The organism is Chroococcidiopsis sp. [FACHB-1243] (genome assembly GCF_014696895.1).
GTDB lineage: Bacteria > Cyanobacteriota > Cyanobacteriia > Cyanobacteriales > Chroococcidiopsidaceae > Chroococcidiopsis.
In genome coordinates, this window is sequence record NZ_JACJQX010000016.1 from 31,715 (window position 1) to 48,483 (window position 16,769).

The 16,769-nt window shown below is 44.4% G+C and carries 13 protein-coding genes and 1 pseudogene; 9 read left to right on the forward strand and 5 right to left on the reverse strand.

Going from position 1 to position 16,769, the window contains the following annotated elements; all coding sequences use genetic code 11:
• Window positions 1-140: 140 nt before the first annotated feature.
• The 5 genes from H6G17_RS13575 to H6G17_RS13595 all read left to right on the forward strand — a co-directional run bounded on the left by H6G17_RS13575 (window position 141) and on the right by H6G17_RS13595 (window position 6,188).
• Window positions 141-1,466 (forward strand): oligosaccharide flippase family protein, encoded by a 1,326-nt coding sequence (locus H6G17_RS13575; protein WP_192157932.1) that lies wholly within the window; start codon window positions 141-143, stop codon window positions 1,464-1,466.
• 105 nt (window positions 1,467-1,571) lie between these two features.
• Complete coding sequence (locus tag H6G17_RS13580; RefSeq protein WP_192157934.1) at window positions 1,572-2,693, forward strand: glycosyltransferase family 1 protein; 1,122 nt, start codon at window positions 1,572-1,574, stop codon at window positions 2,691-2,693.
• Between the two features lie 13 nt (window positions 2,694-2,706).
• Window positions 2,707-3,699 carry a glycosyltransferase family 2 protein gene (locus H6G17_RS13585; protein ID WP_192157936.1) on the forward strand — a complete coding sequence of 331 codons (993 nt, stop codon included), beginning with the start codon at window positions 2,707-2,709 and terminating at the stop codon, window positions 3,697-3,699.
• A gap of 27 nt (window positions 3,700-3,726) precedes the next feature.
• Window positions 3,727-4,683: a glycosyltransferase family 2 protein gene (locus H6G17_RS13590; protein ID WP_192157938.1), complete on the forward strand. Its 957-nt coding sequence runs from the start codon at window positions 3,727-3,729 to the stop codon at window positions 4,681-4,683.
• 71 nt (window positions 4,684-4,754) lie between these two features.
• Window positions 4,755-6,188 (forward strand): O-antigen ligase family protein, encoded by a 1,434-nt coding sequence (locus H6G17_RS13595; protein WP_192157940.1) that lies wholly within the window; start codon window positions 4,755-4,757, stop codon window positions 6,186-6,188.
• Between the two features lie 111 nt (window positions 6,189-6,299).
• On the opposite strand, the gene H6G17_RS13600 is transcribed toward H6G17_RS13595, so the two are convergent.
• From H6G17_RS13600 to H6G17_RS13610, 3 genes are all read right to left on the reverse strand, one after another.
• Complete coding sequence (locus tag H6G17_RS13600; protein ID WP_192157942.1) at window positions 6,300-7,370, reverse strand: glycosyltransferase family 4 protein; 1,071 nt, start codon at window positions 7,368-7,370, stop codon at window positions 6,300-6,302.
• Between the two features lie 166 nt (window positions 7,371-7,536).
• Complete coding sequence (locus H6G17_RS13605; RefSeq protein WP_192157945.1) at window positions 7,537-9,063, reverse strand: hypothetical protein; 1,527 nt, start codon at window positions 9,061-9,063, stop codon at window positions 7,537-7,539.
• A 149-nt stretch (window positions 9,064-9,212) separates the two neighbouring features.
• Window positions 9,213-10,682 carry a hypothetical protein gene (locus H6G17_RS13610; protein ID WP_192157947.1) on the reverse strand — a complete coding sequence of 490 codons (1,470 nt, stop codon included), beginning with the start codon at window positions 10,680-10,682 and terminating at the stop codon, window positions 9,213-9,215.
• A gap of 306 nt (window positions 10,683-10,988) precedes the next feature.
• Here H6G17_RS13610 and H6G17_RS13615 point away from each other — a divergent pair, with 306 nt between their 5' ends.
• Window positions 10,989-11,255, forward strand: a complete 267-nt coding sequence (locus H6G17_RS13615) for a hypothetical protein (RefSeq protein ID WP_192157949.1) — start codon at window positions 10,989-10,991, stop codon at window positions 11,253-11,255.
• 120 nt (window positions 11,256-11,375) lie between these two features.
• On the opposite strand, the gene glyS is transcribed toward H6G17_RS13615, so the two are convergent.
• Window positions 11,376-13,532, reverse strand: a complete 2,157-nt coding sequence (glyS, locus tag H6G17_RS13620; protein WP_192157951.1) for a glycine--tRNA ligase subunit beta — start codon at window positions 13,530-13,532, stop codon at window positions 11,376-11,378.
• A gap of 119 nt (window positions 13,533-13,651) precedes the next feature.
• The gene (gene bchB / locus H6G17_RS13625; protein WP_015152349.1) at window positions 13,652-15,178 is read right to left on the reverse strand and encodes a ferredoxin:protochlorophyllide reductase (ATP-dependent) subunit B; all 1,527 of its coding nucleotides are present in this window, start codon (window positions 15,176-15,178) and stop codon (window positions 13,652-13,654) included.
• Window positions 15,179-15,475: 297 nt separating this feature from the next.
• On the opposite strand from bchB, the gene H6G17_RS33145 reads away from it, so the two are divergent.
• From H6G17_RS33145 to H6G17_RS13635, 3 genes and pseudogenes are all read left to right on the forward strand, one after another.
• Window positions 15,476-15,733 (forward strand): hypothetical protein, encoded by a 258-nt coding sequence (locus H6G17_RS33145; protein ID WP_206757159.1) that lies wholly within the window; start codon window positions 15,476-15,478, stop codon window positions 15,731-15,733.
• A 355-nt stretch (window positions 15,734-16,088) separates the two neighbouring features.
• A pseudogene (locus H6G17_RS34640) lies at window positions 16,089-16,274 on the forward strand (type II toxin-antitoxin system HicA family toxin).
• A complete protein-coding gene (locus H6G17_RS13635; protein WP_192157953.1) occupies window positions 16,274-16,486 on the forward strand; it encodes a type II toxin-antitoxin system HicB family antitoxin in 213 nt (70 codons plus the stop codon). Before H6G17_RS34640 ends, H6G17_RS13635 begins: the two are co-directional and overlap by 1 nt.
• Window positions 16,487-16,769 lie beyond the last annotated feature (283 nt).

A 16,769-nucleotide genomic window follows, 5' to 3' on the forward strand; every position in this document is an offset into this window, starting at 1 on the left:
ATATGAGAATAGATACATTCGGATGGATTGAACCAGCTAGGATGGGAAAATCCTATTCTGAGCAGCAATATAGATCGCTTCAACAGCAAGCCATAAACCCAGATCGAGTATCGAGTACTGATGGGTTGGGAGTTTGGTGAATGAAAGCAATCAGAAGTCGAGTTCAGTGGGTTTTGAACGGACGTAGCTCTACTGCTGCAACTTTGCAGACAGTAATGGCAAGGATACTCATACTAGCCGCCAACATGGGGACTGGAATTATTACATCTAGAGCTTTGGAGCCGCAAGGAAGAGGTGAATATAATGCGATCGCCCTTTGGCCCCAGTTTTTAGCTTACCTCTTAATGTTGGGTTTACCAGCTGCCATACAATACAACTTCAAACGTCATCCAGAGAAAAAATCGGAACTTTTTTCAGCAGCTCTCGGATTGAGCGTGGTACTGGGTTTATTTGCTATGACGATCGGTGTCGCATTCATGCCACGGTTCTTACCACAGTACTCGGCAGATGTGATTCGCTTTGCCCAATGGTACATGATCTTAGCTCCGATCGTCCTTTTGACAGAAATTTTTTTCTCAATCCTAGAAGCAAACCAAGAATTTACCTTTGTCAACCAACTTCGTTCCCTACAACCATTATTTACTCTAGCTATTTTGGGCGTGTTGGCATTGACCGAGCAGCTAACTCCTTTGACTGCCGCTCTAGCCTACAGCGTACCTGGGTTGCCTTTATTTCTCTGGATGTGGAGATATTTATGGCAGCGCTTTCGCCCCCGTTGGAAAGGGTTAGGCAGTGCCTATCAATTGTTAGTTAGTTACGGCATTCGTGCTTATGGCATGAACTTACTAGGAACTCTAGCCGAGAAGATCGATCAAGCATTAGTAGTGACTATGCTATCTCCTGCTTCGATGGGTTTGTATACGCTAGCTCTGAGTGTCTCTCGAATGCTGGGTTTATTTCACAGCTCGACGATTACCGTCTTGCTACCCAAAATTGCCGCACGTCCGATTGAAGAGGTGGTGGCTTTAACCGGACGAGCAGTTCGTGTCAGTACGGCTGTCACTACAGTCGTTGCTCTGGCGGTTGCAATCCCAATTCCGTTTTTGATTCAATTGCTTTACGGCGACAAATTTGTTGAGGCTGTTGGTGTTTTTCGCATTCTCAGCGCAGAAATTACGATTGGAGGTGCAGCCTGGGTTTTGGCTCAAACTTTTATGGCTGTAGGTAGACCGGGAGCGCTGACGGTTGTAGAAGCAATCAGCGTATTGGTGACTGTACCCCTTCTGCTCATACTCATTCCCATCTACGGATTAGAAGGTGCGGGCTGGTCGCTATTCATTTCGACAATCTTTCGCCTAGTCTGCTTACTTGTAGGATATCCGCTGCTTTTGAAAGTGCCTCCTCCTGGTTTGATTGCGACTAGAAAGGATATAGATTTTTTACGACAGGTATTTTTCCATCAGTGAGGATGGCTCAAATCGTTCCCGCGATCGCGACCTATTATAAGGTATAAATTATGCTTAATAAAAAACCCTCAACAAGCGATAAGTTGTATAACTGGAGGCATCTGAATGCAATCGACTAATTTTAGTGGCAAAGTCTATTTTTATTGCATTCCACCGGATATTCCTGAAAAAACAGGCTATCCCCACACGATGATTTGCTTAGGCGATGGATTAAAAGCTTTAGGAATAGATGCTTATGCCAATATCAACTATTGGCGGCTAGCTCCAGACACGGAAGAGTACTTGTTTCGCCACGACGCTGAAATTACACCAAATGACTGCTCGATTGTTATCCTCAATCAAGATTGGTTTCAAGTGGCAAATAAGCCTTTTCCACAACATTTATTTCATCCCAATCGAAAATATATTACTGTCTATCTAGACAGCGATGATGGTAGTAAAACGCACGCTTACAAACCCGAATTTCGTCAGTTCGATTTTATTTTTAAAGTTAGTTGTAACCGCTACTTTAAATATCCCGACAATATTCACCCTTGGGCGCAGGGAATATCTAGCCGGATGTTGCGAGAATTAGAAAACATTCTACCGATCCAGGCAAGAAAAAGACAATTATTAGTGAACTTTAGAGAGCCGCACAAAATTAAGCACTCTGTCAGGCGAATAGTTCGTAAAGAACTGCTGCCTCAAATCGATGCAGCTCTACCAGTTAATAATGTCGTTGAAGGTCTAGATAACTTTTCTACAGAGCCTTATCACTACATGAATTGGTCGCAAACAGGGAGAAGACATTCGCCAGGTTATTTCCAAAGTTTAAAAGATTACGCCGCTTGCGCCTGTTTTGGTGGCTTTTTTGTCACTCCTGTACCTCGCGATCCTGCTACGGCAACAAGTCGTTTGCTCAAAAAAATTCTCAGCAAATTGGAGTGGAAATCAAATCGAATTACAGATTGGGATAACTGGCGTTACTGGGAGTCTCTTGCAGCAGGATGCGTTAGCGTGCGCGAGGATTTTGACAAGTACGGTTTTATGATTCCGGTCATGCCAGAAAACTGGCGACACTACATCGGGATCGATCTGAGCAATATCAAACTAGCCGTGGATAGAATAGCCAGCGAACCAGAAATTTTAGAAAAGATATCTATTGAAGGTAGACAGTGGGCGCTAGAAAATTACAGCCCCGTACCTACAACGTTACGCTTTCTGAATACAGTCAGCGAAAAATTATAATAAATAACCACCTATGTCTACGAATATAACTACCAATATAACAGCGCCAGAATCGTTAGTTAGTGTTATTATTCTTACCTACAATCGCCCAGAATACTTGAAAAAAGCGATCGCGAGTGCGGTACGCCAAACATATCGTAATATCGAAATCATCGTATCTGACGATTGCAGTCCTGACAATCCTCAAGCAATTATTGACGAGTTTCAAGACCCTCGAATTCGGTTACGCCGCAATCCACAGAACTTAGGCATTGCATTAAATGTCACGAGTGCATTTAGAGAAGCAAAAGGCAAGTATGTTGCGAGTTTAAATGATGACGATCTGTGGAATGAAGATTATTTAGCAAAACTCGTACCGTATCTCGATGCTAATCCAGATTTGGTTGTCGCTTTTTGCGATCATTACGTGATTGACTCAGAGGATAAAATCGATTATCTAAGAACTGAGGAAAATACGCGCTATTGGCAGCGATCGCGGCTTAAAGAAGGAATTTATCAACCTTTTTACGAGTTGAGTGTGGTCGATCAGTCCGTATTCATCGCCTTGGCAACTGTCATCCGTCGAGATGCGATCGATTGGGATAGCATCCCGCTGGAAGTAGGATTGTTTTGGGATCTCTACTTGGCATATCTTGCTTGCCGATCTGGTAAGGGTGCTTACTACTATCCCGAAAGATTGACGCGCTACCGCATTCACCCCCAATCAGAAACGCAAATCAGCGGCAAAAAAAACGTACAGGCGAAGATTCGCACGGGTAAAGCAGGAATCTTTTGTTACGAGCAATTCATATCAGACAAGCGTTTACAACAATTTCGCCCGTATTTTAGAGCCAAACTAGCACAATCTCACACGACTTTGGGAATTGGTCTGATGCGGTCTGGACAAATTGCGGCAGCACGCCCCCATTTCTGGAAAGCAATCCAATACCAATTAAACTTGCGTAGTGTAGCTGCACTAACCCTGAGCTTTACGCCTGGGTCAATCGTCAAGCTATTAAAAGTCTAATCGGGTGAGTCGTGGAGTTAGCAAGTCATGATGATTTCTGTTTTGATACCTACTTATCGCCGTTCGCAAGACTTGGCACGCTGTTTAGTAGCTTTACAACAGCAAGCTCGACCGGCGGATGAGGTGCTGGTGGTCGTCCGCGATAGCGATACGGAAACTTGGCAACTACTAGCAGAATTAGACCCTCATGCTTTACCGATACGCACTGTCAAAGTAAGCGTCCCGGGGGTAGTAGCAGCCATGAATGCAGGCGTTGATGTGGCAAAAGGAGAGATTATTGCCATCACCGATGACGATGCCGCACCTCACGCCGATTGGCTGGAGCGGATAGAAGCTCACTATTTAGCAGATGAGAAAGTGGGTGGTGTTGGCGGACGCGATCGAATGCACTACGGAACGCAGCTCGTCGAAGGTCAATCCCACGTAGTCGGTCGATTGCAGTGGTTTGGACGGGCGATTGGCAACCACCATCTGGGCGTAGGAAATGCCCGTGAAGTTGACATACTGAAAGGGGTAAACTCCAGTTATCGGCGTTCGGCGATCGCTCATATTCGCTTTGATGAGCGGATGCGGGGTACGGGAGCGCAGGTACATCATGAATTGATGTTGTGCCTAACTCTAAAACGGGCTGGTTGGAAGCTGATTTACGATCCCGCGATCGTCGTCGATCACTACCTCGGGCAGCGGTTTGATGAAGATCGGCGCAACCAGTTTAATGCAATTGCTTTTAGCAACATGACATATAATGAAACCTTGTCTTTGCTGGAACATTTAAGCCCTATACGGCGAACAGCCTTCGCGATCTGGGCGGTTTTGGTAGGAACGCGAGATGCTTGGGGTTTAGTACAGTTATTGCGGTTCTTACCGAGCCAAGGAAAATTGGCGTGGCAAAAGTGGCTTGCCTCCATGCATGGGCGCTGGCAAGCGTGGGTAACTTGGAGCAATCGCGATCGCTCCTCAGAGGTATGGGCGCAGCATTTGTAATTCGTAATTCGTAATTATCGATTGAGAAATCTGCCTTGGTTTAAATGCTGTCATCATGGAGATGCTATTAGGTGAACTCTAAGCAAACACTTTCAACTCCTGCTTTCGGATTGCAACCAGCGCCTGCTTGGATGGCAATTATCGGATTTTCACTGATTACAGCACTATGCCTGGTTGCTGCTAGCGGGATCGCACGCTATGCTTTTCCCCTAAGTGCTTTTGTTGTGGGTGCGTTCCTTTATTTTCGCTATCCTGTCTTTTACGTCAGCTTTACTTGGTGGATTTGGTTTCTCACGCCGTTGCTTGCCCGCATCATCGATTTTAAGAGCGGCTGGGATGCACAGCGTTTAATGCTGGTCACGCCTTTTCTTGTCTCGTTGCTAAGCGGGATTACTCTCATCCGCTATTTACCTAAAGCATATCGTCAAGGCGGCTTACCCTTGATCTTGGCTTTTGTTGCTGTACTCTACGGTTTTCTAATCGGATTGGTGAAGAATTCGCCTATGGCAGCAACGCGAGCGAGTCTGGATTGGTTCACGCCAATCCTGTTTGGCTTCCATCTATTTATCAACTGGCGCGATTATCCCAAACTTAGTAAGACAATTCAGCAGACTTTCCTTTGGGGCGTGCTAGTTTCCGGTGTCTATGGTGTCGTGCAATACTTAGTTGCACCAATGTGGGATCGGTTCTGGATTATTGAAACAGAATTGGTGACAAATGGCAGACCAGAACCACTTGGCATTCGCGTGTTTAGTACCATGCATTCGCCCTTTCCTTTTGCCGTGGCAATGATGGCGGGTCTGGTATTGTTATTTAACACGAAAGGAACTTTGCGTATCCCTGCTTCTGTAGGGGGGTATTTGGCTTTTCTGCTATCGGCAGTAAGAGCGGCATGGGGCGGGTGGCTGGTGGCACTTATCACCTTGCTGACTTCCATGAAAGCACGCCTACAGCGACGATTAATTATTTCTATCTTAGTGATGTCTGTGTGTGTGATCCCGTTGGCAACGATCGAGCCTTTCTCGGAAGTCATTCATACTCGCTTACAGTCTTTTTCAGAGATTCAAAAAGATACCAGTGCTAACGATCGCGCTGCCACCTACGAGCAACAACTCAATCTTGCCCTATCTGATTTTCTGGGTAAAGGGTTGGGAGGGATGTACGCTACTAACAGTGAAGGTCAGTTAGAACAAGTTATTCTCGATAGTGGCGTTCTCGATTTGTTCTTCACCCTGGGCTGGTTTGGTGCGATTCCCTACTTGGGAGGCATTGTTCTTATTATCTATACGCTGCTGCAAAATTCCGAACTGCGGCTGGACTCTTTTGCTAGTGCTGCCCGTGCCATTAGTATTGGCGTTCTCGTTCAGATGCCACTGGGAAATACCATAGTTTCGCTTGCTGGTATGGTGTTTTGGTGCTTTGTGGCTATGTGTTTGGCAGCACGTAACTACTACCAGCAGCAGAAGCGATCGCAGTCAACGAATATGGTAGGGAGCAGGGAGTAGGGAGTAGGGAGCAGGGGAAAGAGAGCTGAGGGAGCGATCGGGAGAGAATTGACTCACCACACCCCACACCCCTTTCTTCACTGGTCACCGATCGCTGAGAACTGATAACTGTCAACTGTCTTCACGCATGGCAAGTTCGTCATAGACTGCTAGGGTTTCTTTATGAACTCTAGTCGCCGTCAGACGTTCTATATTCTGTCGTGCTTTGTCTTTCCAAGCGTGGAGAATTGGCGGCTCGTTCAGTAATTCAGTCAGAGCAGCTGCTAAAGCATGACTGTCTGCTGCTGGGACTAAGATGCCTGCCTTCCCACCGTCCAAAGCTTCAGGAATGCCATCGACGTGAGTGGCAATAATAGCACATCCTGCTTCCCGCGCTTCCGGAATCACCAAAGGAGAGGGATCGCGGTGGGACGCTAGTACGAAGATGTCAGCAGCCATTAAATAGCGTTGCGGTTGTGGTTGAAACCGCTCAAAGTGAATGCGATCGCTAACAGGCGTGTTCCGTGCTTGAGCTTCAAATAGTTCGCGATCGGGACCATCCCCAACTAAGTAAAGATGAGCTGTAGGAAAATCAGCAGCAATTTGGGCAAAGGCAGCAACTAACTCAGCAATCCCCTTGCGTTTATACATTCCCGCCACGGTCACGATTGCTGGGTGTTTTAAAGTTACGGGGACGCACTCTTTGAGTTGGCAAGTACGAGGGCTACCTAACGTCCCGTTGGATATCACCCGCAGTTTTTGCTCTGGAATACCACGCCGTACCATAGAGTCTGCCACAGCCTTGCTGACCGCAATGACGCGATCTGCCAAACCCATCAGAACAGCACTACGCTGAAATTCGTTATGCACCGTCGATACGAGAGCGTATTGCGACTGAAATCTCAAAGTACTTGCTAAGACAACTCCCGTCATCATATGGGCATGAACGATGTTGGGGTCAAACTCTTTGACAATGGCTCGATAACCTCTAGCAGCTTCGATCAACTCGATTGGTTTTCGCGTCTGGTCTAGTTTGAAGTGCTTGACACCATGTTGCATGAGTAACTTTTCATAGCCTCCCCCAGCAGAAGCTACACCCACTTTGCAACCTGCCTGTGCTTGCAGACACGCTAAATCTACCGCTACGTTAACTATGCCGTTACCAGCTTCTAGCACGTGATTCAAAATATGCAGTACGTGCATTTATATCCCTACAATTCCTACAATGTCAGATAAGTTATGAATGCGTGCCATATGCACGAACAAGCTTGAAATAGTGAAGGTTATTTATGCATAAACTAGAAGCAAATAAATCCTTCACCATAGTAGCTGCGATTTGTCTATTTTTTTGAGCGTTTTATAGGCAAGCTTAGGACGTGCGGAGAGTCACATCATCCCACTTCACGTAGTCTCCTTTTTTTCCAGTTCCCGTAGTTCCTAACTCTACGACTGCCCAGTCTCGGGAGATGGGTAAGGTGATTTCTAAATATTCCCAACCATTTTTCTTAGTGGCAGTTTTTGACATCTCTGCATCTCCGTCGCGATCGTCATAGCCGAGAATTTTTAGCGTTGCCTTAGCATTACCGTTGACATATGCCCAAGCACCGATCGCCACTTTTTTGCCTAGTGGCAGCTGACCAGCAATTCGTCGGACTCGAACTGGCATACCCGCTGCGGTGCCATCTAATTTGACGTAACCCCTACCTTTGTGCGCTCCACGAGCATCGTTACGCACGAAAGTTACGTAAGGTAAAGGTCCCATATCGCCGATGTCGCCAGCACCAAAATGTACCCACTCAGTCTCAGGATTGTTGGCAGACTCAAAACCTTTATTAGCAAGCGGTTGGTTCAGGCGCATACTTTTGATTTTTTGATAAGTCTTGGTGGGCTTAAAGTTTGGGGCGATCGCCCACTCATCATGACCGTCAAGATCGAATAGTATGGCGTTGTCATAACCGAATCTTTTGAGCTGTTGCCCGAAGATCGCAAACCACCGACGACGACAGTTTTCTTTCTCAGCCACCGAACCAGGACACCAGCTTGAAATAACTCCGGCTTCGCTGATGGCAAGCGGTTTTCTGATGCCGCGTGCTTCTAGCGATCGCCAAGGATGCCCGAAACGATTGTCGGCAATTTGTCCGCCATAGGCATGTAAGCCGATGTAATCGCTCACCTTATCGATGCCGCGATCGAGCATTTCATCTAGGATATGGGATTCAATTCCTGAAATTGGGGGTGATTCGATCTTAATTCTCGGGTCAATGGCTCTAGCAGCTTTAAAGGCAATCTGAGTCATGTCTACGCACTCTTGAGCTGACATCTTGCCATTGCCATAGTCTAATTCTGGTTCGTTGTCAATAATATAATAGAAAATTTTACCTTTGTAATGTGCCATGACATTGCGAACGAAATAATTGAAGTTCGCTTGCCATTGCTCGTAGTTGCTATCTCGATCGACTCCCAATCGAGGAGATACAACTGTATGAATTTTCAGACCTGCATCGAGATACTGCCGCACGGCGATATCTCTAGCAAACCAATCAAAGGATGAGCCTTCTGTCTTACCGCCAACACCATCCATCCCCATACGAACTAAGCCTAAGCCTAGATCCTTCGTATGTTTAATCGATCGCGCCACATATGCTGGATCGGTGTTATAGCCAGTACCGTTATTAATTCCCAGATATGCACCGCTAGGAGTAGGTCTAACACTAGCGCTGGGCGATCGCGCTGGAGGTTTATTAGATGTGACAGAGAATAAATTTGGAATGAGATAAATAGAAATTAAACTAAAAATAATTAACCCAGCAATGACACTCAATAAAAGCTTAAATCCCCAGCGATGACGAGCAGGTTGTTTAAACTTAGTCGAATTTTTTTTAGATCTCTTCAACATTTCAATTAGTGTCGAGCTATTATGTAATCGATTTGAGAGTTTTTTTGCTGTCACGATAACCTCATAAATAATAACTTACCCGTGAAAAGGCGATCGCCTTTTCACGGGTAAGCTGAGAAAATCTAAGTTAAGCTATGGCACGTCCGCACTTAGAGTACGCGGACGCTCACGTCATCCCACTTCACAGAGTCGCCCGCTCTGCCAGTTCCCGTCGTTCCCAGTTCGACTACTGCCCAATATCTGGAGATAGGAACGGTAATTTCTAAATACTCCCAACCGTTTTTCTGTGTTGAAGTCTTCGAGATCTCGGCATCACCATTCCTGAAGTCATATCCCAAAGCTTTCAGCGTTGCTGAGGCTCCGCCACTGACATAGACCCAAGCACCAATTGCTACCTTTCTGTTTTTTGGCATATCTCCCAGAATTCGCCGGATTCTAATTGGCGTACCAGATCCAGCCCGACCGCTCTCTAACTTGACGTAGCCTTTACTGCCGTTACGCCCTCCTTGATTGCTATCATTCTGGACGAAGTTGATATGAGGCGAAGTCCCTTTATAAATCCATTCATCGTTGTTATCGGCAGGAGTCCACTCATTTTCAACGTTATTCGCCGACTCAAAGCCGCCATTCGAGAAAGTCTTATTTAGACGTAAATCTTTAATTTGGTAATAAGCTTTCGTGGGGTTAAAGTTTGGAGCAACTGCCCAGCTATCGTGACCGTCAAGATCGAATAGGATGGCGTGGTCGTAACCAAATCTTTTGAGTTGTAGCCCGAACATGAGGAACCAGCGGCGGCGACAGTCTTCTGTTTCAAATTGGGAACCGTTGCAATACTCGTTAATCGATCCCGATTCGCTAATCGCAAGGGGCTTTCTGATGCCGCGTGCTTCCATAACTCTCCAAGGATGACCGAGACGATTCTCGGAAATCTGTCCGCCATAGGCGTGCAAGCCGATATAGTCGCTGACCTTATCGATGCCGCGATCTAACATCTCGTTGAGCAGACCGGATTCAATTCCCATCACGGGTGGCGACTCAATTTTAATATTGGGATCGATGGATTTGGCTATTTCGTAGGCAATCCGAGTCATGTCAACGCATTCTTGGGCTGACATTTTACCGTTGCCGTAGTCGAGATCGGGTTCGTTATCAATAATGTAGTAAAAGATTTTGCCTTTGTAGCGCATCATGACGTTACGAGTAAAATAGCGGAAGTTTGCTTTCCATTTCTCGTAGTTACCGTCTCGATTGACGTGCATCCGTGCTGATAACACGGCGTGAATTTTGAGTCCAGCATTGCGATATTTATCGACAACCATATCCCTGCCCGACCAATGAAACCCTGCACCCTCCGTATTACCCCAAACGCTATCCATACCCATACGGACGACTTCTAATCCCAGGTTTTTGGTGTGTTGGATGGAGCGATCGACGTATCCTGGGTCAATGTTGTAGCCAGTGCCATTATTCATGCCTAAAAAACTCGTCAAGGCTGTTGCTGGCAACGTGTAGAGGAGAGCTGAAGCAATTAATACTGAAACAATTGACTTAGACGATTTAGCTTGCCGTTCTGATAACTTTTTTGGAGCTATGTTTTGTAGTTTCTGGTAGAATTTCATTGTTTACCTCTAAATGGAATTAATGCAGAATTAATGCAGCACAAGTTGACGATTGCACTTCATCTGCTACTCAATGCGGTTTGAGTAGACGAGAAGTCAATCGTGCAGAAAGCTGCTTTATTGCTGGCGATCGCGCTGCAATATTGGCAAGCTAGAGGGAAGGATTAGCTGGCTAAGGAAAGTGAAGCAGCGCTTTATGCAAATAGCTTTTCCAGTAGTTAAAGAAAGAACTATTTCAGTATGGTTATGCAATAGAGCAGTGTAGTGAAATGGAAAGACTTTAAGTCATTACACTTGAACTTGGTAATGAAGTTTCTGAAAAAAGCAGAATGCTTTACAAGAGCTTTACATGACCAATCTACAACTAAAGTAGGCTTGCTCAGATGTGGATTCAAGAGGAATTTTACTGATCTACCTACTAGCCGAGATTTCCCCGATCGCCTTGTTTTCTTTAACTATTATCGTAAAAATACTACTAGTGGAAATACCGTTAAATCAATGGATGCAGAGCATATTATTGAGCAATCTCGCTGGAAATATAGTTATAGCTATCTTGAAATCTTAAAATTATAAAAGACAATATTTGACTTTATTAAAATAAGAAAATCTCAGTTTTATATCTGTAAAAATCTTAGTAAAATCTCTTAAATTTGCGATCGCTACTAACTGAATGAAGCGATCGCTTGATTTTTTTTAGCTTTTGACAATTTCGCCAAAATTTGCCAACACGCGAGCATGATTGCGAAGTAAACCGAGTAGATTCAAGCGATTGCGTCTAATTTCTGGATCGGCATCCATAACTAAAACGCTTTGTTCTCCATCAAAGAAATCGCTCACAGTAGGAGCAATTTGAATCAAAGCATCTACTAATTGTTGATAGTTCCGCGATTCTCTAGCGGCTTGAGTTTGGGGAACGAGTTGCAATAAAGCATCGTAGAAAGCTTGCTCGGAAGATTTTTGAAAAAGTTGTGGTTTGACTAAGTTTTCTGGCTGCAACTGCGTGAAATCTAAATCTCCTTGAGCCGCAAGACGGGTGGAGCGGTTGACGGTTTCGTAAATTTTATCGAGCCTGCCGTTATTACGAATAGATTGTAAGAAAAGAGCGCGATCGCGTACATCTAATAGGTCTTGTAATGCCCGTAGTCTGTATTCAGCATCGCTTTCTCCCAGTACGGCATTTACTAAGTCGTAGTCTATTTGTCTTTCTTCTTGTAGCAATGTCCGAATTCTTTGAATGAGAAATTCCTGTAGAGATGCGTTTAACGTCTCTATACTGGTTTTGGCATAAGTTTTAATAAAATCTCTTGCCGTTTGCTCTAATAATTGGTAAAGATTAATTGATAAATTAGCCGCCCATGTAATAGAAACGATCGCATTTGCCGCACGGCGCAGCGCAAAAGGATCGGAGGAACCTGTAGGCAACATTCCCAAACCGAAAATGCTGACTATGGTATCGAGGCGATCGGCAACTCCGACAACTTGACCTGCTAAAGTTTCAGGTAGGCGATCGCCTGCATTACGTGGTAGATAATGTTCAAAGATAGCTGTAGCTACGGTTTCCGATTCACCACTTTCTACAGCATATTTTTGACCCATCACGCCTTGCAATTCTGGAAATTCAAACACCATTTGGGTGACTAAATCTGCTTTACACAAGCTAGCAGCGCGTTCGATTTGGTGGCGTTCTTGCTGGCTTAATTGCAACTGTTTGTTAATTTGCTGCGCGATACTAATAATGCGTCCAACTTTGTCACCAACTGAGCCTAAGTCTTCTTGAAATGTAACTTTTTCTAGTTGCAGTAAATAGCTTTCTAACGGTTTTGCTAAGTCAGTTTTATAGAAAAATTGTCCGTCAGCCAACCTAGCGCGAATCACTCGTTCGTTACCTGCGGCAATAATATCTGATTTAGCAGGATCGCCATTAGATATAGTAATGAAATTGGGTAGTAGGGGCGCACAGCCGTGTGCCCCTACCTGAAATATGGGAAAATATCGTTGGTGGCTTACCATTACCGTAGTAATCACTTCTGGAGGTAAGTTCAAAAATTCTGAGTCGAATTTTCCGACTACAGCAGTAGACCATTCGACTAAATTCGTGACTTCTGCTAATAATTCGGGATAGATCGTAACGCTACCATTAAGTTGCTGCGCGATCGCATTGATTTGTGCTTCGATTTTTGCTTTGCGTTGTTCGACCTCGACATCGACAAAAGCAGAACGCAAGCAAGAGACATAATCAGTGGCTTGGGGAATGGATATTGATTCTGGATGTAAAACGCGGTGTCCCCACGAAATGCGATCGCTTTTAATTATCTCGGAACTATTTTCAATTTGAATTGGTAAGACTTCTGTATCTAATAAAGTGACCAACCACACAATCGGACGAGAAAACTTTAAATCGCCGTCTCCCCAACGCATAAACCGCTTCCCTTCTAACCCGAAAATCCACTCAGGGACGAGTTGAGTCAAGATTTCTGCGACAGGACGACCTGGATAAGAGACGCGGACAAACACAAACTCGCCTTTATCCGTAGGACGAATTGCTAAAGCATCTAATTCTACCCCTTGCTTTTTGGCAAAGCCTTCAGCGGCTTTGGTGGGTTTTCCGTCTTTAAATGCAGCTTGCGCGGGTGGTCCTTTAATTTCCTCGTCTCGGTCTGGTTGTTGCGATGGTAGACCTTTGATGAGTACAGTGAGGCGGCGGGGAGTACCGTAAACTTCGATTGCTTCTGCCGTAAGATTATGATTGGTAAGACTTTGGGGAATACGCGATCGCCATTGCGCGATTGCGCTATCGACAAAACTGGCGGGGAGTTCTTCGGTTCCGACTTCTAATAGGAAATTAGGCATAGCACCCTGTACTGAACGAGGCTTGATTATAAAAGACCTAGTTTCAACAGTTTACCGTGCCTTGAATTGTCATGGGTATAATCGGAGTAGGGTGCGTTATGTAACGCATCCTACTCATCTTACGCACCTACAGATTCTTTAGCGGCGTACATCACTTCGACAGTGATTTCGGTAAAATTGCGATCGCGGGCAAATTTTTCTGTATTCCGCTTGACTTTTCCGCGCACGAAACCAGGAATTTTATTTAATTCTGCTTGCGCTTCTCTCGTCCAAGCCAAGTCAGTATCGGCAGATATTCCCTTGGTGATTACTTCCTTGGTGTCGTGTCCGCCAAAGATTTCTAACAGGTGGTCTTCCATGCCCAGAGTAAAGGAATTGTACACCAAATCGGCAATTTGATTCGTGCCTTCGTAACCCATAAAAGGCTTGTAACCGATGGGGAAGTTTTGAATGTGGATTGGTGCAGCAATTACGCCACAAGGGATATCTAACCGCTTACCTACATGGCGTTCCATCTGCGTACCAAATATAGCAGAAGGTTCGACACGGGCGATCGCGTCTCCAATTGCGCCATGATCGTCTGTAATAATCACCTCATCGCAATATTCGCTGACCTGTTCGCGGAACCAGTCAGCATCGTATTTGCAGTAAGTTCCAGCCCAAACAACGTGAATTCCCATTTCCCGTGCGAGAATTTTAGTTATGGCGGCGGCGTGGGTGTTGTCGCCAAACACGACAGCTTTTTTACCCGTCAAGTTTTGGCAGTCAATTGAACGGGAGAACCAAGCAGCTTGAGATACGTAGAGAGTTTGGTTGTTAATATACTCTTCGTAGTCAACATTAGCACCTTGAGCGTTAATAATCTGCTGGATTTTACGTAGGCAACGAGCAGTCTCGACTACGCCCATCGGAGTAATATTGACATAGGGTATGCCAAATTCTTGCTCTAAGTAATTAGCTGTCAGCAAGCCGAGTTCTCGATATGGGACAAGATTAAACCACGCACGGGGTAAGTTTTTTAACTCGTGAACGGAAGCACCTTCGGGAATGACAGCATTTACCTCGATTCCCAAGTCAGCCATTAACCGCTTCAACTCGGTGCAGTCGTGTTGGTTGTGGAAACCTAGAGTAGACACACCGATGATATTGACTGAAGGCTTTTCGGTTTTAGCTGTAGGTAGTTCGCCTTTCTTGCGTGCTTTCTCGATGTAGTAGCGGACAATTTGATCTAAAGTGCGATCGGCTGCTTGTAGTTCGTTGACGCGATAGTGGTTGACATCTGCCAGTAGTACGTCAGCTTTTGCCTCCAACGATGCTCTTTCGACGAAGTTTTGCAGGTCTTCTTGTAAAATGCTGGAGGTACAGGTAGGAGTTAATACGATCAGGTCTGGATGTTCTTCCGCATCTTTACGGGTAATATTATCGACTACCTTCTCCTGAGAACCACGGGCAAGGACGTGTCTGTCTACAATGCTGGCTGTAACTGGGGTAAAATTTCTTTCACGCTCCAACATCGATCGCATGACGTTGAAGTAGTCGTCGCCTAAAGGCGCGTGCATAATTGCGTGGACGTTTTTGAACGAGCTAGCGACACGCAAGGTTCCTATATGTGCGGGTCCAGCATACATCCAGTAAGCCAATTTCATATCTACAGTTCTCCCCGTGTGAATCGCGAATCGTTGAATTTAACGTCTGTTTTTTCCGATTGTCGCAAACATTGCGATCGCACTAAACACGGGTTTATGAATAACTGTACGCGGGAAAGAATGGCTGAAATCCTTATTACATAACGCAATGAGGGATTAAGGAGGTAAGCGATCGCCTAATTTCTGCAATGATTCTTGATGTTTAGTTATATTCTGTAGTATCCAAAATGCTGCTTTGAAGGTCTTTATCTAAGATTGTATTTATGTTTTTGGCTTGAGCGATCGAGGAGTAAACTAATGGGTGACTTTAATTTAATCAAAATCGAGTCTAGTATTTTTTCCGTATCGTGGGAATTCACAATAAATGTTGTTCAGAAGATACCCGCAATACCAGACTGGATATTTGCTGATTCTACGCTTGCTACAGTATTAGCCAACATGAAAGTGTTTCCATTTCATAGCTATCTTCAAGCTTTTAAAAATTATCTCGAAGAAAATTGGCTAGCTTTTTTCTTGAGTTGGACAGGATTTTTACTTTGGGAGCTGAGATATTAGGTTTGCTTTTGATTTTGATAATTGCCGAGCGATTGCTGAAATTTGTTTTATCCTATCTTTTAGATAGAATGCTTTGTCACTTTTTAGTATTCTATTGTTATGTTTCTCTACACTATATAAATTTGTTAATAATAGCTACTCCAAATTTCTCAAAATTAGAGTTACTTATTGACAATAATACTCCGCTTCAACTTGCAGTGCCTGGAGTCTGTAGTTTTCTGCTAGTTGTTGTTATAAATTTATGTAAGAGAGCAGAGCGTTTTTTAGATATGTACAATTTGTAGGATAAAACCAGTCTGATAAACATTTATATGAAATTATTGTCCGATCTCATATCCATTTCTACGCTTAGCGAATGAAAGTTAGAGAAGTAATTAGACTTATCGAGGAAAATGGTTGGTATCTAGCTTGAACTAGAGGTAGCCATCGTCAATACAAACATCCTGTAAAACCTGGCTTAGTTACTGTTCCAGAAAAGCTAAGTGACGAGCTTGCACCAGGAACATTAGATAGTATTTTAAAGCAAGCAGGTTTAAAGTAATGCGGTATCTAATTATTATTGAGGAAACAACAACTGGTTATTCAGCATATTCACCCGATTTACCTGGGTGTGTCTCCACTGGTGAAACTCGTGAAGAGTTGGAGCAAAATATGCGCGAAGCAATTCAGTTTCACATAAAAAAACTTGAGTTGGAAGGTTATGAAATTCTTCAGCCATCTACGTCATCTGTTTATATTGAAGTTGCAGCCTGATGGGATTTAACTTACTGCGGCTAAGTCGGCGCTGTCAGACTAAAAGACTTTTTATTGATTTAAGTCTAGATGCGATCGCCCAAAGTTAATGTATAAATTATTGCATCTAGGCGATCGCATCCAGGAAAATAAAGGGAGATTCTGATTCGAGTTTTTAGACTCAAAAGTTCGGGTAAATTTTAATTAAAAAACTTGAAGATTTTCTTATCAGCTTTCTCTGAAAAGCATTCTATAAGAAATTCCAATCGATTGCTTAGTCATAATGCTCAAATCCTAGCAAAAT